Origin of the sequence: Pseudomonas sp. B1(2018) (genome assembly GCF_003097365.1) — a bacterium.
Lineage (GTDB): Bacteria > Pseudomonadota > Gammaproteobacteria > Pseudomonadales > Pseudomonadaceae > Aquipseudomonas > Aquipseudomonas laurylsulfatiphila.
In genome coordinates this window covers 37088-61797 of record NZ_PYUK01000021.1, presented here as the reverse complement: position 1 = coordinate 61797, position 24710 = coordinate 37088, and the positions used below count along the sequence as shown (strand labels likewise).

Below are 24710 nucleotides of genomic sequence, written 5' to 3'. Positions count from 1 at the left end.
CCTTATGACCCATTCCCTGCCCAATCTCGACACGGCACTGACCCCACCCATCGCCCATGGACGCAACGACCAGCACAAGCCGCGCATCCTGTTGTTATACGGCTCGACTCGTGCGCGGTCGTTCAGTCGCCTGCTGGTCGAGGAAGCAGCCCGGTTGCTCGAACACTTCGGCGCCGAGACGCGGATCTTCAATCCATCCGGCCTGCCGCTGCCGGACGACGCGCCCTCCGATCACCCGAAAGTCCAGGAACTGCTCGAACTGATGCAGTGGTCTGAAGGACAGGTCTGGTGCTCGCCAGAGCGCCACGGCTCGATGTCTGCAGTGTTCAAGGCGCAGATCGACTGGGTGCCGTTGGCGTTGGGGGCCATTCGCCCAACCCAGGGTAAAACCCTCGCGGTCATGCAAGTCTGCGGCGGCTCCCAGTCCTTCAATGTGGTGAATCAGCTTCGTGTGCTGGGACGCTGGATGCGCATGTTCACCATCCCCAATCAATCTTCGGTGCCAAAGGCTTTTCTGGAGTTTGACGACGCCAATCGCATGAAACCCTCATCGCTGTACGACAGGGTGGTGGATGTCATGGAGGAACTGGTGAAATTCACCCTGCTGCTACGGGATCGCCCCGACCTGGTTGACCGCTACTCGGAACGCAAAGAGTCCGCGCAAGATCTGACTCAGCGCGTGAATCAGCGGTCGATCTGACTGTAGAGATTTGGCTCGATAGCCGAAAAAAGTCGCAAACCCATGACGTTCCAGGGCTTGCGACTCTTTGCCGATACGTCCCTCAAGTTCGCGGGACGTTTTCTACGGTATGCCTGCCGTGTTCATTGCAGAACGTACAGGCTCAGTTCTCTACCTCGACCGCGTCGAAATCCGCTTCGTCAGGAGCATCCGCCACATCCCTTCTGGCGTCCTTCGCCTCAACTTTGGCGGCCTCTCTGGCTGCCTTCGCGTCGGCTTTGGCGGCGTCCCGAGCGTCATCCGCGGTAGCCCGGGCAGCATCCCGGGCGGCATCTGCGTCGGCCTTGGCCGCGTCCCTCGCAGCATCCGCAGCGGCACGGGCAGCGTCTCTGGCAGCATCTGCGTCATCGTCCGCTACGCCAGCCGCTCTTGCGGCATCCCGGGCGGCATCTGCTTCAGCCCTGGCGGCGTCCCGAGCGGCATCTGCGGTTGCTTTTGCCGCATCACGAGCTGCATCCGCAGTCGCTCTTGCCGCGTCCCGGGCGGCATTGGCATCAGCCCTTGCAGCGTCCCTGGCTGCATCCGCGGCATCGTTGTCAGCGTCGTCCGCGTCGTTGTCATGGGCATTGCCCGGACCTTTGTTCCCGGCTACACCACCATGGTCAGCGTCGCCGCGTCCCGGGCCTCCATGACCGTCACCGTCATGGCCTGCGGCGCCATGATCGCCACCCTCTCCTCCATGGCCGCCGGCACCGTGACCGCCGTCACCACCACCGTGGCCACCGCCGCCGTCACCGCCACCGTGACCACCTCCGCCGTTTCCGCCACCGCCATTACCGCCACCGTGACCACCACCGCCTCCACCGCTGCCGCCATCCTTGGCATACACGCTGGAGAAACTACCGATGTAATCGGGCACCAGGACAGTCGATGCCGACAGGACGCCACCGATGGCCAGAGCCAATAAACATTTCTTGAGCAGCATGATGCACCTCCGCATGGAGTTGCGAACCCATCTCCGTATCGAACGCAATGTCCAGTGAGTTCCCGGCCGCCCCTTGGAGCAGCCGGCCAACCGGCACAGCCATCAATCTGCAACATTGACGAGCTATTGCGGTATACGCACGATCCCTCAGAGCCAGTTGGCATCGTTGCGTGGGAAACATTCCCACATATTTTTTTGGATAAGTGCTTTCAGCCCGAGTTCAAAAAAATAGAATCAGCACTGACGCATGGGTTGAGCAACAACTCCGGCTCACAGCAACCAAGCTGCCAAACTGACCGCAGCAACGAACCAGACCAATACAACAATCACCGCAGCAATTCTGTTCGCTGGCCGCTTCCTGTGGCTTTTCTCCCACTCACTCGCTTTGAACCGACACTCCTCGAGCACCTGTGCAGGCATCAAGCGAATAGCGAGCAGAATGCCAAGCGGCAAAATGATCACATCGTCCAGATACCCAAGCACAGGAATGAAATCGGGAATGAGGTCGATTGGACTCAGTGCGTACGCCACGACAAAAACCGAAATCCATTTGGGTAACCAGGGGGTTTGCGGATGCTGGTAGCAAAACCAGAGAACCATCGTCTGTCGTTTCAGGTTTCTGGCCCAGCCCCGTAAACGATCAAGCAGGTGTTTCATATCGGCATCGTCTGTACTTGAAGGGGCGTGCCTGCGAGCGTAGCGCCTTGGGTGATTGACAGCCATGAGTCGAGAGGGCTGCAGCCAAAAGCAGCCAGCCGTGACCGGCATGGAACGGCCAAAAGCGGTCGCTCCCGACGCTCATGAAGAACCACATGCAGCCTGTCCATCAGAAAGGAAGGGGCCTGTCCTGGACGACCCGTTTCATGACGAGCGTCGAGGTCAGCCGTTGCACGTTGGGTAACGTCGAGAGGCTCTCATCGTAAAGTCTCTGGAAGGCCGGCAGATCCTGGGTTACCACGTGCAGCAGGTAGTCCGGCTCCCCAAACAGACGCTGGGCATCGACCACCTGGGGTATTTCGACGAGCGCCGTCTCGAAAGCTTCTACAGCTTGCCTGTCACCCTCCCGAAGTGTGGCAAACACCATGGCGGAAAAGTTCAGGCCGAGTGCGCCAGGGTCCAGTCGTGCGCGATAACCCAGCAACACTCCAGACTCCTCCAAGGCCCTGACTCGCCGATGGCACGGGGAAAGGCTCAGGCCCACGCGCTCGGCCAGTTCGGTGACCGACAGGCGACCATCCTTTTGTAGCTCGGAAAGAATTTTTCGATCAATCCTGTCCATATAGAAGAATCTCCCAAACAGAGCCGTTTTGATGACCATCTTTGAAAGTAAATTCTAACAAGATTTCATTATTCTTCCTTCAATCATTCATTGCCGTGCAGCGCTGAAAACGATGCAGATGCGGCCTTTGACTCAAGGAGCAGGTAGCGTCATGACCTTTAGCGTTTTCGTTGCGTTCTGGGCAGTATCGATTCTGTTCATCATCACGCCGGGCGCCGATTGGGCCTACGCGATTTCGGCAGGGCTGAAGCATCGAGTCGTCCTGCCCGCAGTGGGCGGTCTGTTATCCGGCCATTTGATCGCCACCATGATTGTTGCCGGCGGTGTGGGCACATTGGTCGCCAACCATCCTGTGGCCTTGTCGGGGCTTACGGTTGCCGGAGCGGTTTACCTGCTTTGGTTGGGCGCCAACATGCTTGCCCGCCCTTCTACACCTCACGCGGATGAAACTCAGGCGTCGGGCTCATGGAAGCGCTGGGCGCTCAAGGGGCTTTGCGTGAGCGGGCTGAATCCGAAAGTGTTCCTGCTGTTCCTGGCGCTCTTGCCTCAATTTGCCGACGCGACCGCTCCCTGGCCCGTACCGATACAAATGATTGCGTTGGGACTCGTCCACACTGTCAGTTGTGGCGTGATCTACCTGCTGGTCGGATTTGGCTCACAAGTCATTCTTCGGGCGCGCCCTGCGGCCGCTCAACGAGTCAGCCGATTTTCTGGAGCCGCCATGATCATCATCGCGCTGGTGCTGCTGATCGAACAGACCCGCGGTTGATCCTTGATCGGCAATGCATTTTGCGTTTTAGCCACTGCTTCACCGCTACCATGGAGCGCTTATGAAAAGCCCGAGAGAACGTGCCGCCGATGGTCTCCAGGTCGGTGACCGATTCACCATAGTCCGCTGTTTTACAGAGGATGACATTCGTCAGTTCGCGCAAATCTCTCGAGACTACAACCCCGTTCACTGCGATGCGCGCTACGCGCAACTGCGCAGGTTCAAGGCGCCCATTGCCCATGGCCTTCTGACCGCCAGCCTCGTCACCGAAATTGGCGGGCAAATCGGCTGGCTGGCGACAGGGATGAGTTTCCAGTTCAAGCATCCCGTTTACGCGGGAGAACAGATCACCTGCCATTGGCTCGTCACTGACATCGATGAGCGGGGTCGCGCAAAAGCCGAAGTCATGATTTTCAACGCAGAAGGAGTCACTGTAGTGGAGGCGACAACCTCGGGTGTACTGCCGGGAACTGAAGAGCGCGAACGCCTCAAACAAATGCTTGCCGAGGGAGATCCCAACCAAGGTGCGGTCGTCATCAATGACGCACAGCCAGCCCCTTGGAGGATTACAACGCCATAAACTTGAACCCCCACAGGGCCGCCATACCAACCGCCAGTGTCAGGACTGTACTTCGAGTCTTCCAGGCGATCCATGCAGCGATAATAGCCGCGGGAATCTGGGGATTGGCGAACGCAAATTCACCCTGTCCATTGGGGTACACCACCGAGGGTGAAACCAGAGCTGCCAGCACGCTGGCCGGCACATACACCAAGGCTCGACTCAGCAGCGTGGGAATTCGCCACCGGCCATAAAGCTCGACAAAAGAAAGACGCATGACAAAGGTTCCGATGCCGACCGCCAGAAACATCCCCCACAAAGACAAATCACTCATGGGGTTTCCCTCTCGACGTGACTGGCTGAAGCACTGCTCAAGTTTTTTTTGCCGGTGCTTTCAATCAATAACCCTGCAATGACTCCACCCAGGGAAGCCGTTACCAACCCAAGGTTGTAGGGCAAACTTACCGCTGACACTGCAATCAGCCCCCCTGTTACCGCCGCCCCCAAGCTCGCCGCACCGCGTATGCCCGGAACGAGTAGCGCTAGAAACGAAAGGGGTACAGCAAAGCTCAACGACCAGGTCTCAGGAATGCTTGCGCCCAGATACACCCCTGCAAACACTGATAGCTGCCAGGTCAGCCACATGGCAACCGCTGTCCCGGCATAAAAATGGGGTGCGAACCGCCCCAGTTCACCTGACGAAAACTTCAGCGTGCAAAGAGCATAGGACTGGTCAGAAAGCAGGTAGGACACCGGCCACGTCCAGCGACGAGGCAAGTGGTGCAGATGAGGGGCTAACGAAGCGCTGTACATGATAAAGCGCAAGTTGATGATCAAGGCCGTGACCACAATCGTCACAGGCAAGGCGCCATTTTGCAGTAGCTGGAGTGCAACCAGCTGGGCGGACCCCGAGTAGAAGAGCAATGTCATTCCCATGCTCATGCCTGGCGACATGCCCATCTCGATCGCCATGACCCCGGTGATCAAGCCGAATGGAACGACACCGGGAGTCAATGGGATGAGCGTTCGAACGCCGTTTAAAAAAGCTTCTGTTGCTGTTCGGTATGTCATGTCGTGTCCTTCAGTCAAACTTTGGCTACACCCTTGCAAGCCGGAATCTAATTGCCTTTCGACCGATCTACCAGACTCAATAACGACGTCCCCTCTCCTTCTCTTAGAAAATTCTCGACTATCACCGTCACCCCAGCCCCATGACATCAACAGGCCGCAGCGAAGCGTGCACGAGGGGCGTCGGGTGCCGCGTTTTTTGAAGGGAGCAGCACCCATCCCGACATTCGTGGTATTCGGGATGAGTGTGCATACCGCTGTTCATCAGCCCGGTAAGTTACCGTTCCGAGACGTCGATCCAGATCGTCTTGATTTCGGTGTACTGATCGTGGGCCCAGATTGACTTGTCGCGCCCGCCGAACCCGGACTCCTTGTATCCACCAAACGGCGTGGATGCATCACCTTCACCGAAGCAGTTGACCGTCACGATCCCCGCGCGAATTTCGCGTGAAAGCTTGATGGCGTTGCGCAGGTTGTCGGTGTAGACCGAGGCTGCCAGGCCATACACCGAGTCATTGGCCAGGGCTATGGCCTCGTCAACGGTGTTGAACGTTGTCACCGCCAGCACAGGGCCGAAGATTTCTTCTTGGAACAGTCGGCTATCGACACCTACGCCATCAACAACGGTCGGTTCAACGAAAATATCGCTCTCGGTGTGGCCGCCATAAACGACGTCGAGCTTCTCAACTGCGGCTTGCTCCAGATAGGAGCGAACCTTCTCGAAATGCGCCTTGCTGACCATGGCACCCAGGCGATTTTCCGGATCCAGTGGATTGCCCATTTTCCACTCGCGCATTTGAACGCCGATGCGTTTCAGCAACTCGACCTTGATGTCGGCGTGTACGATCAAGCGCGAAGACGCCGAACAGTTCTCGCCCATGTTCCAGAATGCGCCATTGACGACGTGGCTCGCGACCAGATCCAGATCTTCAATGTCATCCATCACGACAGCCGGATTCTTGCCACCACACTCCAGCACAATGCGCTTGAGGTTCGAATCCGCCGCGTAGTTCAGGAACCGGCGCCCTGTTGCTGTCGAGCCGGTAAAGCTGACCATGGATACGTCCATGTGACGACCAAGCGGTTCGCCGACTTCACTGCCCCCGCCCGACAGCACGTTGAAGACACCGGCCGGCACGCCGGCCTCATAAGCCAACTCGGCGACACGCAGCGCCGTCAACGTGGTTTCCTTGGCGGGTTTGACGATGATGGAGCAGCCTGCGGCCAGTGATGGGCCGATCTTCCACGCCAGCATGAGCAGCGGGAAGTTCCAGGGCAGCACCAGGCCGACAACCCCGATGGCTTCTCGTACTACCAGGCTCAACGCGCCGGAACCGACCGGTGCGGTACTGTCGTAGATCTTGTCGATCAACTCTGCATGCCAGCGGATCATGTGAATGGTTTCCGGAACATCCGTGAGCTGGCACTCGCGCACGGGTTTGCCGCTATCCAGACTTTCCAGGACAGACAGCTCGTGCGAGTGCTGCTCCAGCAGATCGGCAAAGCGCAACAACACCTTCTTGCGCTCGCCTGGGCTCAGCTTATGCCAGCGTCCATCTTCGAATGCTTCCTTGGCCTTGGCCACCGCGAAGTCAACGTCTTGAGCGTTGCAGGCAGTAATCTCGGCCAGTACGTCATTGGTCGCAGGGTTGATTGTCGTAAACGTTTTGCCCGACACCGAGATGTAGGACGCCCCGTTGACGAACGACTGAGTCGGAAACTTCAGTTCCTGCGCGATGGCGGCATATTCTGCCGCGCTGAGAAGGCCAGTCATTTTGCGCTCCCGGTCACCTGGGCGACGTCACGTTTGAGCGTGGTGATGATGTCCTGCAAGGCCTGCTTCTCGTGGTCGTACAGGGGTTGCAGAGGCGAACGTACACCACCTGTGCGAAGACCATTCAACGCGCAGCCAACCTTGATCGACTGCACGAATTTTCCGCTTTCCAGGAAGTCCATCAGCGGCATGAAGGCGCTCATGATCTTGCGACCTTTATCGAAGTCCTTCTCGACGACACAGGCCTCGTAGAGCGCAACGTGCTCGCGGGGAATGAAGTTCGAGCCGGCGCAAACCCAGCTGCGCGCGCCCCAGGCGAAGAATTCCAGTGCCTGGTCATCCCAACCACAGGACAGGCTGATGTTCGGATACTCCCGTGCCAGACGATGGACTTGCGCCATGTCGCCGGAACTTTCCTTGATGGCCACGATGTTTTTGCTTTCGACAACGGCCGCGAAATACTCCGGCCCCATGCTGACGCCCATGCGTGCAGGGTAGTTGTAGAGCATGATCGGCAGGCCCGCAGCGCGATCCACGGTCAGCGCATGGATGGCGTTTTCCTTCTCGGTCGGCAATGCATAAGGCGGAGAGCCCACCAGAATTGCATCAGCCTTGATCTCACGGGCGGCCTTGGCATATTCGACGGAATCTTCAGTGCGGATTGCTCCGGTACCAATCACCAGTGGCAGCCGTGCGCCGATGACATCCTTAGCCTGGGTCGCCAGTTCGATGCGTTCTTGAGCAGTATGGGCGTAGTACTCGCCGGTCGAACCGCCGATGATGATGCCGTGTACTTTCGACTCGATCAGATACTCCAGCACGTCGGAGAAAGCCGCCTTGTCGATCTCACCGCTTGCGGTCAAAGGAGTGATTGCCGGGGTATAAATGCCTTCGAATTTCATGATTGCCTCTCCATCACTAAGGGAATGTTTTCCAACTTGGCGTCGACCGCCATTTGTCACGGCCCCAACGACTTAATTGGTAAGCGCCGCCGCATCACGCAAGTTCAGCGAACGTGTTTCGGGAGCCATGGCCCAAGCCGCCATCAGCCCGATAAAGGTGACCACTGCGGCCACATACATCGTGTTGCCGATACCCAGTGTCTGCAGCGAAACAGGTACCAGGTAAGTGCCGACAGCTGCTCCCACACGGGAAAGAGAAGTTCCAATGCCTACGGCAAATGCGCGAATTTCCGTAGGGAACAACTCGTTCGGATAAACAAGTTGCAGAACTTGTGCTCCACCGATGAATACCGCGTAGGCGCCGAACAGCAAGAGCACCAGAACTTCATTGCTGTTTGAAAAAGTCGCCAGCCCCAACAGAGCCAGACCAGACCATAGAAAACTGTGTATCAGCATGCAGCGCCGGCCAATCGTGTTGATCAGCCTTGTCGCGACCACACAACCCACAACAAACAACATCGTGATGGCCATGGAACCGTATGAGGCCCACGCCTCTTTCAGATTCAACGCAAGGAGAACCTTGGGGGCGAAGGCATAGACGGCAAAAACCGGAATAATCGAGCAGGACCAGAAGATCGAAACAAAGAACAAGCGTTTCCCGTACCCGGAATGAAGCAAATCCCGGAATGACATTTTCTTCTGGTCTGGCTCTTCAGGCAGGTCTCTAAGCGAATAGTGCTGACCGTACACACGCTTGATCACGCGTTCCGCATCACCCTCGCGCCCTTTGCTCAAGAGCCAGCGCGCAGACTCAGGTGTGCCAACACGCAGCAATAGCAGCACCAGCCCAATGACAGCGGCACTCGCCAGCGCATAACGCCAGGCGTCATCACCGCCCACACTCAGGATTGAAGTGCCGACAACGTAGGCGAATGCCGCCCCGGCAAACCACAGGATGGTCAACGCTGCGAGCCTGGGGCCACGTTGCTTTTTCGGCAGGAACTCGACCAACAAGGACGTGGCCACGGGGTATTCAATACCCACCGCCAGACCGATGATGAATCTGAGGGCGAACAATACCGGCGCTGACTCGACCCAAAACTGTGCCAACGAACAAAGAATGAACAGCGTTGGCCCAACGAAATAAACTTTTTTTCGACCCAGCTTATCGGTCAACCAGCCACCGATGAAACCACCAAAAAACACACCCATTAGAGCCGATGCTGCAATCATTCCTTGCCAGAACTCTGACAAATTCAGCGCTGAGGTAATTTGCATCATCGCTATTCCGATAATGCTAAGTACATACCCATCGACAAATGACCCGCCCCCGGAACGGGCCGTCAGCAAGCGATGGAAGTTATTGAGAGGAACATCCTCAATAGATGTATTAGGACTTGTCATTATTATCTCCTATTTTGCTTCGGCAATTCCCTGGACTGAAGCGCAAACCAAAAACCCAGGCAAACTAAAGCCGTCTCGATAAAAAACCACCGGACTTATTGAACCAGCCAATAAACTAAGAACTTAACGTTTAACTTGCCTGTTACAGTGATGCGTAATCAGCTTTCTTTCCCCGCCCGGCACTGTCCCCATAGCAAGTTCATATTCACGCCTGCTGAAAGCAGGGGTTCAGGCGGGTTTCTGTTAGGCCCCGGGGCCGACAATAGAAAATCGATAAGTGGATCTTTCTTGCCGGCCAGCCAGTCGGCCAACAAGGTCCCTGTCACAGTACCGCGGGTTACGCCCAGGCCATTGCAGCACAGTGCTCCGTAGACGTTGTTGGCCAGTTGCCCGAAGTGCGCCATGTGGTTACGCGACAACGCCAGCGACCCGCCCCAGGTGTACTCGAAATTGACATCGGGGAGCATGGGAAATCTGCGCTCAAACGAATCCTTGTGTCGCTGGCTAAACCGCTCCAGGTATTTCTGGTGGCTGCGTCCATCGGCATTGAAGCTGAAGCTGTTACGCACCAACAGGCGGTTGTCTGTTGTCCGGCGCAAGGTAGTGCCGAACGGATCGGCAGGAATCACGCCCCAATACGGTTTGCCGCCCAGACGTTCCTGCTCATCTTCCGTCAACTGCCGGGTGAGGCTGCCGTAGGTGAAGATCGGCAACATGCGCCCTTTCAAAAAACCGAAGCTCATGGCGAACGCGTTATTGGTCAGCAGCAACTTGTCCGCAACAATACGACCGTTGTTGTGAGTGAGGATGGTTTTGTCGCCGTACTCCACTTCGGTAATCGGCGTGTTCTCATAAAGCGTCACGTTGGCCGGCAGGCTGTCGGCCAAGCCCTTTACCAAGGCGGCCGGCTGGATGAGTGCCGTGCCTGGGGTGAACAGTGCCTTGCGATAGAAATGCGTGCCGATGTGATCCGGCAAGTCCTTCTCTTCGATCATTTCGTATTCTTGCCCGAGTTTGTCCAGGCCACGGCGATAAGCATCCAGAACCGAGATACCCCGGTCTTCAATGGCCGCCTGATACTTCCCGCACATGCGAAACTGACAGTCGATCCGGTGTTTTTCCACGAGATCCTTCAGAATGTGTTGCCCCGTCAGATTCAACGCCATACTGATTTTTGCCGTCTTGATATCGCCGATATAGTCTTCTGCACCGATATCGTGTGGCAGGTCGATGGCAAAACCGGCATTTCTGCCGGAGGCCCCGTAACCGACCTCCTGGGCTTCAATCAAAACAACCTCATCATCCGGGAAGTTCAGCGCCAACTGGCGAGCTGCCGCAAGCCCGGTAAACCCGGCACCCAGCACCACCCAGCGGGCTGAGCGAACGCCGGAGTGGGACGGACGGGCCACTCTCGGCTGGCTCAGGTGGAACCAGCCGCATGTAGAGTCATCTGCAGGTGTGTATCTGATTTTTGCCATTTTCGCGACCTGGGCTCTTTTATATTTGTAGTTACTAAAAGCGTCCCTTCTGCACGTTCTCGTCACACTGTTCATGCAAGTGGCATCGGTTCTGCTTTTTAGAAGGTAAGTGCTACATCCAACCCTTCCGGCGCGGCGTATTCGGACATTCGGCGTCGCGACAATTCCAGATGCGCGCGCACGATATCTCCCGCCAGAACCTGATCATGGTTTTCAATGGCGCTGATCATTTCGTCGTGTTGTTGCGCTGCCACTTCCAGGTCCGCTTGCATATCCACTGTCGTGGGATGGCGATAGAAGATTTTCCCCAGCCGCGCATGGTCGATCAGCAAGCGTTGCAGACTTGGCATCAAGTATGCGTTGTGAGCCATCCTGCCGATCTGCAAATGGAACTCGTCGTTGTAGAGCACGCGCTTCTCTACATCTTTTTCTTCGATGGCCGTGCGGAAGAACGCCTGGATGCGTTTCAACTCTGCAATCTCGGATGGCGTTGCATGCGCGGCCGCCAATTGGGTGGTGGCGATGTAAATCAGTGGCGCGGCCAGAAAGAAGCTTCTGAGCGACTGGTAGCTCATCGATGACACGCGCGCGGCACGGTTCGCTTCGAGATCGATGTAGCCTTCGGCAGCCATCTGCCGCATGAGCTCACGCACAGGTGGTCGGGAAAGGCCGAACTCGTCGCATAAGGCCAGTTCGTCCACGACGGCGCCCGGTGCCAACTCCATGCTCAGGATCCGGCGACGCAACGCCTCTCCCAACACAGCTTTACGGTCAACGGGCAGATCCGGGGAGGCCTGCAGATCGAGTTCTTTGGTAGCCATTTATCAGAAACCTTTGTACGGGTGAGTGAACGCTGTCTACTACCTGTATTCGAACTATAAAACAACATTATTCTTTGTGTCTACAATTAAAATACACAAACAAAACAACCCTGAACACCAAGCGACCAATGGCCGGTGAGGCTGTGGTTTTGCGGGGCTTCAAAGCGATCCCATGGCGCGAAAAAACCGCCATCGGCCCTCGTGCCTTGACGAGGAGTCAAAGAGTCATCGGGGGCACCGTTACTTGACCAGTCGGACTTCCTTCGACGGGCGATAACCAAAGTAGGAGCTGTAGCACTTGCTGAAATGGCTCGGTGAAACAAAGCCACAGGCAACCAGCACATCGACCTGGGAGAGTTCCGTATGCTGCAGGAGCCGTCGCGCTTCGGTGATGCGCAACTCCAGGTAATAGCGTTGCGGGGTAGTTCCCAACTGCTCCCTGAACAGGCGCTCGAGTTGCCGGCGTGAGCGGCCGGCGTAAGCCGCCAGTTGCTCCAGTTCCAGGGGCTCCTCAAGGTTGGCATCCATCAGCTTGACCACCTCGCGCAGCGGTGCACTCAAACAGATATTCTCTGTCGGCTTGATGCGTCGGTAGCGAGACTCCTCAAAAGCAAGAATGTCCTCGATGCCCTCGACCAGGGCTTTGTCGTGCAATCCCTTGATCCAGTCCAGCGCCATATGGAATGCCCCGGAAGGGCTGGAGGCTGTAAGCCGGTCTCGATCGATCACGTAAGGCTCACTGCTGACCTGCGTCGCCTTGCAGAACTCGGCAAGCGCGGGACGGTGCTCGGGATGAATGGCGCAACGGTAACCCGCGAGCAATCCGGCGCGCCCAAGGAACCATGCGCCATTCCACAGCCCGGCGAGAGTGATGCCCAGGCCAGCGGCTGTCTTGAGCAAATGGATGAACTCATCGGACGCCCTGAGCTCTGTCCTGTACCCGCCACAAACGACCAGCAGATCGAGGTCTTGAAGCACCGAACAATTGATACGGGCATCTGGCCGGATGACCAGGCCCAGATCACTGATGACCTCCCCGTCGTTCAAGCCGAACGTGCGGGAGGAGAACAGCCTGGGGCGCAGAAGATTCGCCGTGACAATCGTATCCAGCGCCTGGGTGAAAGCGGGCAACGAGAAGTGCTCGAGCAGCAGGAATCCCGCTCGAACCATTTGCGTCGGCTGGTTGGGGTTGTCACTCACATAGCGAAGATTTTTCCCCTTCATGCCTCCGCTGAACTGGCGTCTTTCGATCAATCTTCGATCCACTTTTTCACGTTATGGAATGCATCATTTGCTGCATTGAAAATGCCCATCATCCTGACGCCACTCCGGTCTGCTCAAGCAAGCTGAAAGCCATGACGAAGGGGATCCTTGTCGTCGACAAAAATGGTGTTGTGGCCGGTGATTTGTGCCCAGCCACCGATACTGGGCCTGATTGCGTCAAACGCTCCCACTTTCACCGACGCTTCGACTTTGCCTTCGAAGATCGTACCGATCAGGCTTTTGTTGCGATACGTATCCCCGACCTTCAAGCGTCCTTTGCCAAACAGTTGAGCCATTCTTGCCGAGGTACCGGTACCTCCAGGCGAGCGATCAATTGCCTTGTCACCGTAGAACACTGCACCGCGCCCATCAGCGGCTGTTGAGTGCTCTTCATCACACCAGATGACATGGTGAACACCGCTGATTCTACTGTTTTCCGGATGCACGGGATCACTGACTTCCGCCAGCGCGGCGCGCAGCTTCTGACTCAGGCTGACGATGTCTGCCGTCGTCAATCCATTCAAGCCAGGCCAGTTTTCCTGCGGCTCGACCACCGCATAGAAATTACCGCCATAGGCAATGTCAACGACGAGCTCGCCAATGCCAGGCACATTGACCACCACATCGGCGCTGTGCAGATAGCTGGCTACATTGAACAGCCGGATGGAGTCGACATATTCACCGTTCATGGTGTAGTCGACATCCACACGACCTGCCGGTGTCTCGATGGCCAGCCGACCAGGTTCGCGAGGTGTGACCAGACCTTCTTCGATGACCACGGTGGACAAACCGATGGTACCCGCCCCACACATGGGCAGACACCCGCTGACCTCGATAAACAAGGCACCAAAGTCGCAATCATCACGGGAGGCTGGATAAATGATCACGCCTGACATGATGTCGTGCCCACGAGGCTCAAACATCAACGCCGTGCGTACCCAGTCATGATCACGAACGAAAATCTCGCGTCGTTCCGCCATCGACACGGAGGGCAATAATGGCCCGCCCCCCGTCACGACGCGAACCGGGTTCCCGCACGCATGGGAATCAACACAAAAAAAGCTACGTCTCATTCTGAAAGTCTCTCACACGAGTTTGCGCGGGGAGTGACGCTGCAACGCGCCGCGAGACAGCCGATCCAGAAGGAGTGCGACAGCGACGATCGCGAGGCCGGCACGCAAGCCCAACCCCATCTCCATCCTGGTGAGGCCTCGGGTGACTTCAGCACCTAGTCCACCCGCCCCCACCAGGCCTGCCAACACCACCATTGCAAGCGACAGGAGGATGCATTGGTTCAGTCCCACCAACAGCGTCGGCGCGGCAGTCGGCAATTCGATCTTGAACAGTATCGCCCTCGGCGAAGCACCGATGGCCTGGCCCAGTTCAAGGAACTCCTTGGGCAGTTGCTTAAAGGCAAGGGTCGTCAGTCTGAGCATAGGTGGAATGCCGTAAACGATGGTCGCAATGATCGCGGGCACCCGTCCCAGGCTGAACAGCATCACGGCAGGGATCAGGTAAACCCAAGGCGGTACGGTTTGCATGATGTTGAGGATCGGCAGGAACGCCTCGTCGACCCGTTTCACTCGTGCTGCCAGAACGCCGAGCGGAAAGGCGATGGATACTGAAATCAGCACCGCAACCGAGACCAAAGCAATGGTTTGCATAGACGCGACCCACAGCCCGGAGAACAGACAGAATGCCAACATCAACCCGGCAAACAGCGCCACTTTTTTGTTGGCAAAGAAGAATGCCAACACCACTACCCCGCCGATCAGGGCATAGGGATGCGGTGCAAGCAATGCACCCTCAACGCCGCCCAGTACCGCCTCGATCACCTGGCTGATGGCTTTGAACAGACCGTGCAAGTTGGCGTTGAGCCAATCGACGGCGGGTGCCAGGAATGCGCCTGGTGAAAAATGGATTTCTGCAGCAGTCATTTCGATTCTCCCATCCGGGAACGCGCGGCGCTCTGCGCCAACCGATCCAGAATCATGGTCAGGATCACAATGGCAATGGCGGCGTTGATCGACTTGGCGATGTCCAGCGTGCGAACCGCGCCATAGATCGACTCACCCAGGCCGCCGGAGCCGACGATGCCGGCAATGACCACCATGCCGAATGCCATCATCAGACTCTGATTGACCCCGGCCATGATGCTTGGCATGGCAAACGGCAGGCGGATCTTGAAAAACATCTGCCACCCGGTGACGCCGCTGGCGTCCCCCAGTTCGATGAACTCTTTTGGCGTCATGCGAATCCCCAGGGAGGTCAGGCGCATGGCAGGTGGCACAGCCACTATAAAAGTCGCCAACAGTGCCGTGGCGGTGCCATAGCCCAGCAGCGCAATGGCCGGCAGCAAGTAGATGTAGGGCGGCATGGTCTGGATCAGATCCAGGAACGGATCCACCACCCGGTCAAACGAAGGTGCGAGACCCGCCAGCACGCCCAGTGGAATCGCTACCACCAGCGCAAGCACCGTAGCGGTCAGCACCAGGGCAAGGGTGCTGACTGTTTCTGGCCATAAACCGATGACATCACAAAACAACAAGGCCAGGCCGGTAAGGATTGCGAAACGCAAACCGACGGCCCGCCAGCCGATCAGGGCAATGACTATCGCAATGACGTAGTAAGGTGGATAAGCGATGCACCACTGCACGCCTTCGTACACGCCCTTCAAAAACGCATTGGTCGTGTCGAACACTGACTCTCCATTGTCCATCAACCATTCAAGGCTCGAGTCGACGACCGAATCGAACTGGTTGGAAAAGTCAGGCGTGCTCATGTCGACGCCTCCAGTGCAGTGGCGGCCTTCGATACCGCGAACTCGTTTGGAATACCTTGAACGCCACGCAGCAAATCACGCGGGGTAATGATCCCCACCACCACCCCGTTATCGACCACAGCGAGTGCGTCGCGCTCGGACTTCATCGTCAAGCCGATCAGCTCGTTGATATCCGCGTCGACTGAGGTTTTGGTGAGTCTGGCGATGTCGCAACCGGGGTTTGCTACCTTGAACGGCTCGACGGGCGTCATGACAGAGCCGGCCCTGACCAGATGCAACCTGGAGATACCGGCGACAAATTCCGCAACGTAATCATCCGCCGGGTTGAGCACGATCTCCTCGGCAGTCCCCACCTGAATGATCGCGCCGTCCTTCATGATCGCGATCCGGTCGCCGATACGAATCGCTTCGTCCAGATCGTGAGTGATGAAGACAGCAGACTTGCCCAGTTCCTTGGTCAGTTGGCGGAACTCATCCTGCAATTGCCGACGAATCAACGGATCGAGTGCACTGAAAGGCTCATCCATCAGGATCACTTCCGGGTCTGCGGTGATTGCCCGAGCCAGCCCTACCCGTTGCTGCATGCCCCCGGACAGTTCGCTGGGGTAGCGTGACATCCAGTCGCTCAACCCGACTTTCGTCAAGGCCTGCTCGGCAACCTTGTAGCGCTCGGCCTTACCCACGCCTTGTACTTCCAGTCCAAACGCCGTGTTCTCCAGAACCGTACGGTTAGGCAGCAACGCAACGCTCTGAAAAACCATGCCGATGTGACGCGCTCTCACCTCCCGCAGCTGTGCGGCATTCAAGGACGAGAGTTCTTTGCCCTTGACTACAATCTTGCCGGCGCTGGGTGTGATGAGTTTGTTCAACAGCCTTATCAGGGTAGATTTGCCACTGCCTGACAATCCCATGATGCAGAAGATCTCTCCCCGGCGTACCTGGAGACTGACATCCGAGACCCCGACCACGCAGCCGTAGTTTTGCAGGATCTGAGTCTTGGTGAGCCCCTGCTGAACAACGGCATTCATCGCAGCAGGTGCGGCTTTCCCGAAGATTTTCCAGACTGACTGGCAATCTATCAGCACTTCGTTGGTATCAATGTTGGGCGTTGTCATTTTTCGTACCCGTCGAACCAGTTTTTCTGGTTTTTCTAATGAATCAAAGGGCGGCAGTGGCGTTTAAAAGGCGTTTAAAAAGGTGCTCGTTATTTCTTTATGTTTTCCCAGCGCTTCAAAAGCTCTGCGTGCCCATCAGTCCAGCCCTGAATGGCCTGCTCCATGGTCTTGCCATCCTTTACTTCACCGTTGATTGCAGTGATATCTGAAATCGGCACGTACACGCTGGCCATTACCTCACGCGCACGTGGGTATTCCTTTGAGAAGTCTTTATGACCAATCCAGTAGTAACCTTGTGGCGGAGGAAAGACACCCTTTGGATCCTTGAGGAACTTCAGGTCAAACTTCTGCGCCATCCATGAAGGCTCCCACACAGTGACGGCAACCCACTCTTTACGATCGACTGCCGATTTCAATGCGGCTGTCATGGCAGCGGTACTGCCCTCGAGCAGTTGCAACTTGATGCCGTAGTCCTTGACCGCCTTGCTCGCATCATTCATCAAGCCCGAACCTGGTTCGATACCGATGATCTTGTTGCCGAATTTCTCGGCGTTGTCATTGAGTTGTTCGATTGAGTCGATGTCGACGTATTTAGGTACGGCGATCGCCTGGTAAAGGCCATAGGAAACCGGAGAGAGTTTTTCCAGACGGTTCTTGTTTTTGTTCCAGTAGTCATTCGCCGCGTAGTCGGTTTGCGAGGCAAGAACCTGGATATCACCTTTGGTCAGAGCGGCATAAGCAATGCCCCACTCGGAAAACTCGATGACTTTTACGCTATAACCGGAGTCTTCAAGCACCTTTTTGGTAATACCGGTAATGGGTGTCAAGTCTTCCCAGGTCAACGTGCCCAGGGTGATTGTTTTTTCTTCCGCATGAACAGGCAGCATTACCATGCCCATCATTGCGACCGCGCACACTGCCTTCCAAATCTTCTTCATGGCGTTCCTCGATCTACATTAAAACTTATTATATTAGCCTCTAAACAATAGAGGCCCGTGGTGCACAGCTGTAAGCTCACCATCTGTTTGCGTTATTGTTGCCTATCAATCTATAAGCGGATTGATACTCAATGCCGTCGTTTCTTCGGCATTAACTTGTATCGAGCCTCGGCCAATCAAGCGAGGATCGGTATTACTTAAGAGGGAATGGCAGGTCTGCGTTCATCCCATGGGGCGCGATAAACATTTCCATGTTCTCGCGAGATAACTCCCAATGTTCAAAAACCAGATCGACTACAGCGTTCTCGTCACGATTCTCAATGGCTTCAATAAAAGAATCGTGGTGTTCTGCAGAAAGCTCTAGCCGCTGCTCCATGTCCTCATCACGAGGGCGGAAAAATGTATGGCCAATGCGTGCATGATCAATCAGCAGTCTTTCGAGGCTGGGCTCGAGGTATTGATTACCTGACATTTCGCCCATGATTGCGTGGAATCGATTGTTTTCCACGACCATCATCAGGGCATCACGCGAAATCGTGGCGGCACGAAAACGGCGTTGCGTTTCCTTCAGGTCGACCAGTTGATGAGCCTTGAAATTCTGAACGGCCAGGCGACCTATCGCGGCGTACACCATGGGGGCAACCAGGAAAAAGTTTCGCAGCGTCGAGTGATTCATGGGAATCACTCGGGCACCCCGGTTTTCCCTGATATCGATGTAACCCTCGCCCGCCAGACGCCGAAATACTTCTCGCACCGGGGTTCTCGAAAGCCCGTACCGCTCACTGATGGCGACCTCGTCCAGCGCCTCGTCAGGATCGAGTTCCATCGTGAGGATCTGACGCTTGAGATCATCATAAAGAGTGCTCTTGCCGTTTTTCACAATGACCTCCCGAGGCAGTCAAATCAGCGGTGACGGCTTGTTGTTGAATTCAGATTCGCACGGGTTCTGGGTGTCGTCAATGCTTTGTATTTTTTATGTATACACAGAAAATACTGTAAGAACACACATAGAAAATAGATTATTTACTTATAAATCATGCAGTTATATTTCAATGATAAAAATCAGTTGGTCGTTAACGGAAATGTAACCTGTCGCAAATTGAACGCCCCTTCGGCTCCTTGATCGGGTAGCAGTTCGAATCGGATGTCTGCGTACGCCACCCGCAAGACCGCAAACGACATGCTATTGCCATGACCCAACGACAGGGATCGCTTGGCAGTCTTCAAAATGATGTCGTAGTAAAGGCACCCCGCGCCAACACCCAACGCAGACACGTATCCACCCACAAATTCCCTCCTTGCCAGCGGGATAAATAGCCAGCTATTGGTTAACGAAAGTCTGAAGTATTCATTTGAACTTTCGGATTCTTTCGCCACTCGGCCTGTGCCTAACATCGGCTCCACAGCGAACCAGCCTCGGCATCGCTCAGTGGCATCAGGTTACGCAGGGATCCGGTTTCGAAGTCCTCTGCCGCCACCGACCACTGATCGCTTCGCCGCCTGGTGCCGTCGAAGTGTTTTTGCAGCAGGCCCTGGGATTTTTGAGGATCACCGATGAAGCTGGAAATTTTCCGTACGCTGTGGGGTTACACCGCCAGCAAGGCCCAGGCGCTCGAAGAGCTGCTGCAAGCGGGCTTTGATGGCATGGAAGCGCGCCTGCCACTGGACGCCCGCGAACGGGCTGAGTTTGGCGCCTTTCTCCAGGCCAACCGCCTGGGCTATATCAGCACCGTCTTCAGCGCCTACGACGTGCTGCCGGATCAGTCGGCAACGCCTGCCGTCCACCTCAATGACCTCGACCAGAAGCTCGCCTGGGCCGCTGAACTCTCCCCGCGCTTCGTCAACGTGCTGGCGGGCAACGACCGCTGGTCCCTGGCGCAACAGGTGGAGTTTTTTGGCCAGGCGCTGGAGCTGGCGCGCAAGCACGGTCAGGTCTGCAGTTTCGAAACCCATCGCTCGCGTTCGCTGTTCAATCCCTGGGTGACCCTGGAGTTGATCCGGCAACTGCCCGATCTGCTGTTCACCAGTGACATCAGCCATTGGGTCGTGACCTGCGAGCGTCTGTTGAATGATCCGGCCGATGACCTGAGCGCGTTCATCGAGCGGGTTCACCATATCCAGGCCCGGGTCGGTTATGACCAGGGGCCACAGGTTCCGCACCCGGCGGCGCCCGAATATGCAAAAGAACTGGCCTTCCATCAGCAGCACTGGGAAAGCATCTGGCGCTCGCAGCAGGCCCGCGGCTACCAGGTCAGCACCCTGACCCCGGAATTCGGTGCCGACGGCTACCTGCATCACTTGCCCTTCACCAATGTCCCGGTCGCCGACCTGTGGTCGTTGAACGTGTGGATGGGCCAGACCGAGCGCGAACACTTCGAGCGTTTCCACCACTCAAGCCATCCTTAGGGAGCCGATGCGTCATGCCTGACAATAAAAACAACAGCGCCAGCACTGACACACTCAAAGCCAACTTCAACAGCATCCCGGTGGTCAACATCGCCGGTCTGTTCAGCTTTGAACTGGAACACCGCCTGGCCGTGGCCGAACAATTGGGGCGCGCCGCCAGCGACGTCGGGTTTCTCTACATCACCGATCACGGTATCGACCCGCAACTGATCGCCAACCTGCGCAAGGCGGCCAAGGACTTTTTCGACCAGCCCCTCGACACCAAGATGCGCCACTACATCGGCACCTCGCAGACCCACAAGGGTTTTGTGCCCGAAGGCGAAGAGGTCTATTCCAAGGGCAAACCGGACCACAAGGAAGCCTTCGACGTCGGCTTCGAAGTCCCGGCCGATGATCCGCTGGTGCTGGCCAACACCCCCTTGCTGGGGCCCAACGACTGGCCGCAGCTGGCAGGTTTCAAGACAGCGGTGCAGGCCTATTATGAAGCGATCTTCGCCCTGGGCCGGCGCCTGTTCGGCGGTTTCGCCCTGACCCTGGGCCTGGAAGAAAACTACTTCGACAGCCTGGTCACCCGTCCGCCGTCGAAGCTGCGCCTGATCCACTACCCGTTCGACGGTGCCGCCCATGACGCACCGGGTCTTGGCGCCCATACTGATTACGAGTGCTTCACCATCCTCCTGGCTGACAAACCCGGCCTTGAGGTGATGAACAATCTTGGCCAATGGATAGACGCACCACCGATTGCCGATGCCTTCGTGGTCAACATCGGCGACATGCTGGAGGTGATGACGGCAGGCGCATTCGTTGCCACTGCGCACCGGGTGCGCAGCGTGAAGGAGGAGCGTTATTCCTTCCCGCTGTTTTATGCCTGTGACTACCACACCCAGATCAAACCGCTGCCCGGGTTCGCCCAGGCCGGCAACGACTACGAAGAGATCACGATCGGCGAACACATGTATGGCCAAGCGCTGCAGACCTATCAGTATCTGCGCCAGAGGGTGGCCAACGGGGACGTTCAACTGCCAGGCAAGGCACGCAAGCCCGCCAGTTTCGGACATTTGAAAAATCAGGCGCAACCGTCCTGATTGAAGTTTTCAGCTAAACCCCTACCTATGCCGGAGTCAGTAAAAATGAAAAACAATAAAAAGAACCTCTTGTGCCTGGCTGTGTTGGCAGCCGGCATGTTCGGTGCCTCGGTGAGCATGGCCGCATCAGATACGTTCAAGGTCGGCATGGAGATCACCTACCCTCCTTTCGAGTCCTATGACAAGGACAAGAATGTGGTGGGTTCGGACCCCGAGCTGGCAACGGCACTGGCCAAGCACATGAACGCCAAGGTGGAGTTCGTCGACACCAAGTTCCCGAGCCTGATCCTGGGCCTGAACTCCGGCAAGTACGACGCGATCATTTCCGGCATGTACATCACCCCGGAGCGCCAGACCCAGGCGCAGACCATCGCGTACGCCAACACCGGCGCCGCGGTCATGGTGCCCCAGGGCAGCGAGATCAATGCGAAAAAACCTGAAGACCTGTGCGGCCTGAAGCTGGGCCTGGAACAGGGCACGACCTGGGTCAAGGAATTCAGGAAGCTGTCCGACGAATACTGCGTGCCGAACAACAAGGGCGCCATCACCGTCAGCGAGTACCCTTCGGCACCCGAAGTGACCCAGGCCCTGCTGTCCAAGAACATCCAGGCCCAGGTTGAAATCGCCGGTGCCGCGAAAATGATCGCGGAAAAGACCAATGGCCGGGTCGTGATCACCACCGAGCATCCGATCTATCAGCAAACCCTGGGCATCTTCGTCAAGAAAGGTAACGACGAGACCTACCAGGCCGTGCAAAAAGCCTTCGAGGAAACGAAAAAGAGCGGAGAATACGCAGCAATCCTCAAGAAATACGGCCTGGAAGAACCGACCGCCAACTAAGAACCTGCCCTTGTAGTCTGGTTATCTGCCGCCCCTGCACGGGGGCGGCAGATCGAGGTGTCCCATGCAATTCGATTGGTCGTATTTCTTCTCCCTGTTCTCCCTGCCGGACTTCTGGAATGCCTGCGTCACGGTCATCCAGCTCAGTGCCCTGGCCTGGTTCATCGGCATGCTGCTGGGTTTTGTCCTGGCCACCGCCAAGCTGTCCCAATCGCCCTTGCTGCGCATTCCCGCAGCGGTCTACATCTGGTTTTTCCGCAGCATCCCGTTGCTGGTGCTGGTGGTGTTCGTCTACAACCTGCCGCAGTTGTTTCCCGGGAGCGGACCGATTCTGTCCAACCCCTTCTACGCAGGCCTGCTGGCCCTGGTGGTCACTGAAGCGGCGTACATGGCGGAGATCCATCGTGGCGGCCTGATTTCCGTGGCCAAGGGCCAGAGGGAAGCCGGACGCGCGCTGGGTGTCGGCGTGCTCGGCATGCAACGCCTGATCGTGATCCCCCAGGCGTTCCGTATTTCGCTGCCCACCCTGATCAATGAATACATCACGGTGGTCAAGCTGACTTCGCTGGTCTCGGTCATCTCCCTGACTGAAATCCTCACGGTCGGCCAACGCCTCTATGCCACCAACTTCCTGGTCATGGAAACCCTGGCGGCGGTGGGCGTCTACTACGTGTTGATCGTCACCGTATTCGGTTATTTCCTGCAGCGCCTGGAGCGTTACCTGGACCTGAACTTCCGCAAGCCGCACACACTCGACGCGGCCACTATTGCCAAGTTCAAGGCCAGCGCCGAAGCCTTGCCCGACATTGCACGCAAAGCCGCAGGCAACACCACCACGCCGATCCTGCAACTGAACAACATCCAGAAGAGCTATGGCACCCACAAGGTGCTGCTGGGTATCGACCTGAATGTCGACTACGGCCAGGTGGTCTCGATCATCGGGCCATCCGGCTCCGGCAAGACGTCGCTGATCCGCACGGTCAATGGCCTGGAAAGCATCGATACCGGCGACATCAAGTTGTTCGGCGAAACGTTCATCGAAGCCTCGGACAAACCCAACGGCTCGCGCCTGCGCAAAGGCGTGCGGCACATCGGCATGGTGTTCCAGAACTTCAACCTGTTCCCGCACCGCACCATCCTCGACAACATCACCCTGGCACCCCGGTACCACGGCCAGCCGGGCGAGCTGAGCGAGCATCGTGCCTATGCGCTGCTGGACAAGGTCGGCCTGCTGGCCCATGCCCACAAGTACCCGCACCAGCTCTCCGGCGGCCAGCAACAGCGCGTGGCGATCGCCCGGGCCCTGGCCATGGAGCCGCAGATCATGCTGTTCGACGAGCCGACCTCGGCCCTCGACCCGGAACTGGTCAACGACGTGCTCAACGTGATCCGCGACCTGGCCAGGGAAGGCATGACCATGCTGATCGTGACCCACGAAATGGACTTTGCCATGTCGATCTCCGATCGAGTGATCTTCATGGAGAACGGCAACATTCAACTCGATGCCGCCCCTGAAACCATTCGCTGCGAAGCTGAAGGCGAGAGGGTACGACGCTTCATGGGCATCGGTGCCCGCTCGCCAAACCTGTCTACAGTGGTGGATCACGCATGAATCTTGGAATTGCAGGACGTTGGGCGCTGGTGTGCGCCGCCAGCAAAGGCCTGGGTAAAGCCTGCGCACAGGCACTCGTTACCGAAGGCGTGAACGTGGTGATTACCGCACGGGGCGAAGACACGCTGAATGAAACAGCCCGTCAGCTGAGGGCGATAAATCCTGAAGTGACGGTCATCGCCGTGGCTGGGGACATTTCCACGCCCGAGGGTCGGGCGGCGGCGCTCAAGGCCCATGAGCATTTCGATATCCTGATCAACAACGCCGGCGGCCCTCCTCCCGGGGATTTCCGCGAATGGAATCGCGACGCCTGGCTCAAGGCGCTGGATGCCAACATGCTGACCCCTATCGAGCTGATCAAGGCAACGGTAGACGGCATGGCGGCACGCGGATTTGGCCGGATCATCAACATCACCTCGAGCGCCGTGAAGTCCCCGATCGAAAGCCTGGGCCTGTCCAACGGCGCGCGCAGTGGACTGACGGGGTTCATCGCGGGGCTGGCCCGGCAAGAAAACATTGCCAGCCGCAATGTGACGATCAACAACCTGCAACCGGGCTCGTTCGACACCGATCGACTGCGCGACAACCTGGTCGCTGCTGCCCACGAAATGGGGCAAGACAGTGAGGCATTCCTTGACGAATGCCGTCGTGAAATTCCTGCCAAACGCTTCGGCTCACCCGAGGAGTTCGGTGCGCTGTGCGCCTTCGTCTGCAGCAGACATGCAGGCTACCTGACCGGGCAGAATCTGTTGATCGACGGCGGGGCCGTTCGCTCCAGCCAGTGATGACGGCACAACTGTCTTCCCCAAGCTCCTGTAGGAGCTGTCGAGTGCAACGAGGCTGCGATCTTTTGATTTTCAAAAACAAGATCAAAAGATCGCAGCCTGCGGCAGCGCCTACAAAAAGCGCTGCAGACGCCATGCTCCTGTAGGAGCTGTCGAGTGCAACGAG

The 24710-nt window shown here is 57.1% G+C and carries 25 protein-coding genes; 8 read left to right on the top strand and 17 right to left on the bottom strand.

Annotation, left to right across the window (positions count from 1 at the left end; genetic code table 11):
• Positions 1-4: 4 nt before the first annotated feature.
• On the top strand, positions 5-700 hold the full coding sequence (arsH, locus tag C9422_RS26385; RefSeq protein WP_116582706.1) for an arsenical resistance protein ArsH: 696 nt from the start codon (positions 5-7) through the stop codon (positions 698-700).
• 142 nt (positions 701-842) lie between these two features.
• Here the strand turns inward: arsH and C9422_RS32675 are convergent, their stop codons facing one another.
• The 3 genes from C9422_RS32675 to C9422_RS26370 form a co-directional block, all read right to left on the bottom strand.
• Complete coding sequence (locus tag C9422_RS32675) at positions 843-1664, bottom strand: hypothetical protein (RefSeq protein ID WP_116582705.1); 822 nt, start codon at positions 1662-1664, stop codon at positions 843-845.
• A gap of 270 nt (positions 1665-1934) precedes the next feature.
• The gene (locus C9422_RS26375; RefSeq protein ID WP_116582704.1) at positions 1935-2321 is read right to left on the bottom strand and encodes a YkvA family protein; all 387 of its coding nucleotides are present in this window, start codon (positions 2319-2321) and stop codon (positions 1935-1937) included.
• 169 nt (positions 2322-2490) lie between these two features.
• Positions 2491-2943, bottom strand: coding sequence for an Lrp/AsnC family transcriptional regulator (locus tag C9422_RS26370; RefSeq protein WP_095967251.1), 453 nt, complete (start codon positions 2941-2943; stop codon positions 2491-2493).
• Between the two features lie 151 nt (positions 2944-3094).
• Here C9422_RS26370 and C9422_RS26365 point away from each other — a divergent pair, with 151 nt between their 5' ends.
• Positions 3095-3712: a LysE family translocator gene (locus C9422_RS26365; RefSeq protein ID WP_116582703.1), complete on the top strand. Its 618-nt coding sequence runs from the start codon at positions 3095-3097 to the stop codon at positions 3710-3712.
• A 61-nt stretch (positions 3713-3773) separates the two neighbouring features.
• The gene (locus tag C9422_RS26360) at positions 3774-4292 is read left to right on the top strand and encodes a MaoC family dehydratase (protein ID WP_116582702.1); all 519 of its coding nucleotides are present in this window, start codon (positions 3774-3776) and stop codon (positions 4290-4292) included.
• Here the strand turns inward: C9422_RS26360 and C9422_RS26355 are convergent.
• The 14 genes from C9422_RS26355 to C9422_RS26290 form a co-directional block, all read right to left on the bottom strand.
• Positions 4279-4605 carry an AzlD domain-containing protein gene (locus C9422_RS26355; protein ID WP_116582701.1) on the bottom strand — a complete coding sequence of 109 codons (327 nt, stop codon included), beginning with the start codon at positions 4603-4605 and terminating at the stop codon, positions 4279-4281. The genes C9422_RS26360 and C9422_RS26355 overlap by 14 nt on opposite strands.
• Positions 4602-5342 carry an AzlC family ABC transporter permease gene (locus C9422_RS26350; RefSeq protein ID WP_116582700.1) on the bottom strand — a complete coding sequence of 247 codons (741 nt, stop codon included), beginning with the start codon at positions 5340-5342 and terminating at the stop codon, positions 4602-4604. The genes C9422_RS26355 and C9422_RS26350 overlap by 4 nt, the downstream gene beginning before the upstream one ends.
• A 274-nt stretch (positions 5343-5616) precedes the next feature.
• Complete coding sequence (locus tag C9422_RS26345; RefSeq protein WP_116582699.1) at positions 5617-7113, bottom strand: aldehyde dehydrogenase; 1497 nt, start codon at positions 7111-7113, stop codon at positions 5617-5619.
• Positions 7110-8015 carry a dihydrodipicolinate synthase family protein gene (locus C9422_RS26340; protein WP_116582698.1) on the bottom strand — a complete coding sequence of 302 codons (906 nt, stop codon included), beginning with the start codon at positions 8013-8015 and terminating at the stop codon, positions 7110-7112. Before C9422_RS26340 ends, C9422_RS26345 begins: the two co-directional genes overlap by 4 nt.
• A gap of 72 nt (positions 8016-8087) precedes the next feature.
• Positions 8088-9419 (bottom strand): MFS transporter, encoded by a 1332-nt coding sequence (locus C9422_RS26335; RefSeq protein WP_116582697.1) that lies wholly within the window; start codon positions 9417-9419, stop codon positions 8088-8090.
• A gap of 158 nt (positions 9420-9577) precedes the next feature.
• Complete coding sequence (locus C9422_RS26330; protein WP_116582696.1) at positions 9578-10897, bottom strand: FAD-binding oxidoreductase; 1320 nt, start codon at positions 10895-10897, stop codon at positions 9578-9580.
• A gap of 98 nt (positions 10898-10995) precedes the next feature.
• The gene (locus C9422_RS26325) at positions 10996-11718 is read right to left on the bottom strand and encodes a GntR family transcriptional regulator (RefSeq protein ID WP_116582695.1); all 723 of its coding nucleotides are present in this window, start codon (positions 11716-11718) and stop codon (positions 10996-10998) included.
• Positions 11719-11958: 240 nt separating this feature from the next.
• Positions 11959-12942 (bottom strand): GlxA family transcriptional regulator, encoded by a 984-nt coding sequence (locus tag C9422_RS26320; protein WP_116582753.1) that lies wholly within the window; start codon positions 12940-12942, stop codon positions 11959-11961.
• Positions 12943-13055: 113 nt separating this feature from the next.
• Positions 13056-14054 (bottom strand): 4-hydroxyproline epimerase, encoded by a 999-nt coding sequence (locus C9422_RS26315; RefSeq protein WP_116582694.1) that lies wholly within the window; start codon positions 14052-14054, stop codon positions 13056-13058.
• Positions 14055-14066: 12 nt separating this feature from the next.
• A complete protein-coding gene (locus C9422_RS26310; protein WP_116582693.1) occupies positions 14067-14918 on the bottom strand; it encodes a proline/glycine betaine ABC transporter permease in 852 nt (283 codons plus the stop codon).
• Positions 14915-15763, bottom strand: coding sequence for a proline/glycine betaine ABC transporter permease (locus tag C9422_RS26305; protein ID WP_108232451.1), 849 nt, complete (start codon positions 15761-15763; stop codon positions 14915-14917). The genes C9422_RS26310 and C9422_RS26305 overlap by 4 nt, the downstream gene beginning before the upstream one ends.
• Positions 15760-16878 carry a glycine betaine/L-proline ABC transporter ATP-binding protein gene (locus C9422_RS26300; RefSeq protein ID WP_116582692.1) on the bottom strand — a complete coding sequence of 373 codons (1119 nt, stop codon included), beginning with the start codon at positions 16876-16878 and terminating at the stop codon, positions 15760-15762. Before C9422_RS26300 ends, C9422_RS26305 begins: the two co-directional genes overlap by 4 nt.
• Before the next feature lie 89 nt (positions 16879-16967).
• A complete protein-coding gene (locus C9422_RS26295; RefSeq protein ID WP_116582691.1) occupies positions 16968-17816 on the bottom strand; it encodes a glycine betaine ABC transporter substrate-binding protein in 849 nt (282 codons plus the stop codon).
• Positions 17817-18009: 193 nt separating this feature from the next.
• The gene (locus tag C9422_RS26290) at positions 18010-18696 is read right to left on the bottom strand and encodes a GntR family transcriptional regulator (RefSeq protein ID WP_116582690.1); all 687 of its coding nucleotides are present in this window, start codon (positions 18694-18696) and stop codon (positions 18010-18012) included.
• A 674-nt stretch (positions 18697-19370) separates the two neighbouring features.
• Here C9422_RS26290 and C9422_RS26280 point away from each other — a divergent pair.
• The 5 genes from C9422_RS26280 (at position 19371) to C9422_RS26260 (ending at position 24544) form a co-directional block, all read left to right on the top strand.
• Positions 19371-20222, top strand: coding sequence for a sugar phosphate isomerase/epimerase (locus C9422_RS26280; RefSeq protein ID WP_116582688.1), 852 nt, complete (start codon positions 19371-19373; stop codon positions 20220-20222).
• Positions 20223-20236: 14 nt separating this feature from the next.
• Positions 20237-21307, top strand: a complete 1071-nt coding sequence (locus C9422_RS26275) for an isopenicillin N synthase family oxygenase (RefSeq protein ID WP_116582687.1) — start codon at positions 20237-20239, stop codon at positions 21305-21307.
• 45 nt (positions 21308-21352) lie between these two features.
• Positions 21353-22147, top strand: coding sequence for an ABC transporter substrate-binding protein (locus C9422_RS26270; RefSeq protein ID WP_116582686.1), 795 nt, complete (start codon positions 21353-21355; stop codon positions 22145-22147).
• 64 nt (positions 22148-22211) lie between these two features.
• The gene (locus tag C9422_RS26265; RefSeq protein ID WP_116582685.1) at positions 22212-23759 is read left to right on the top strand and encodes an amino acid ABC transporter permease/ATP-binding protein; all 1548 of its coding nucleotides are present in this window, start codon (positions 22212-22214) and stop codon (positions 23757-23759) included.
• Positions 23756-24544: an SDR family oxidoreductase gene (locus tag C9422_RS26260; RefSeq protein WP_116582684.1), complete on the top strand. Its 789-nt coding sequence runs from the start codon at positions 23756-23758 to the stop codon at positions 24542-24544. Before C9422_RS26265 ends, C9422_RS26260 begins: the two co-directional genes overlap by 4 nt.
• Positions 24545-24710 lie beyond the last annotated feature (166 nt).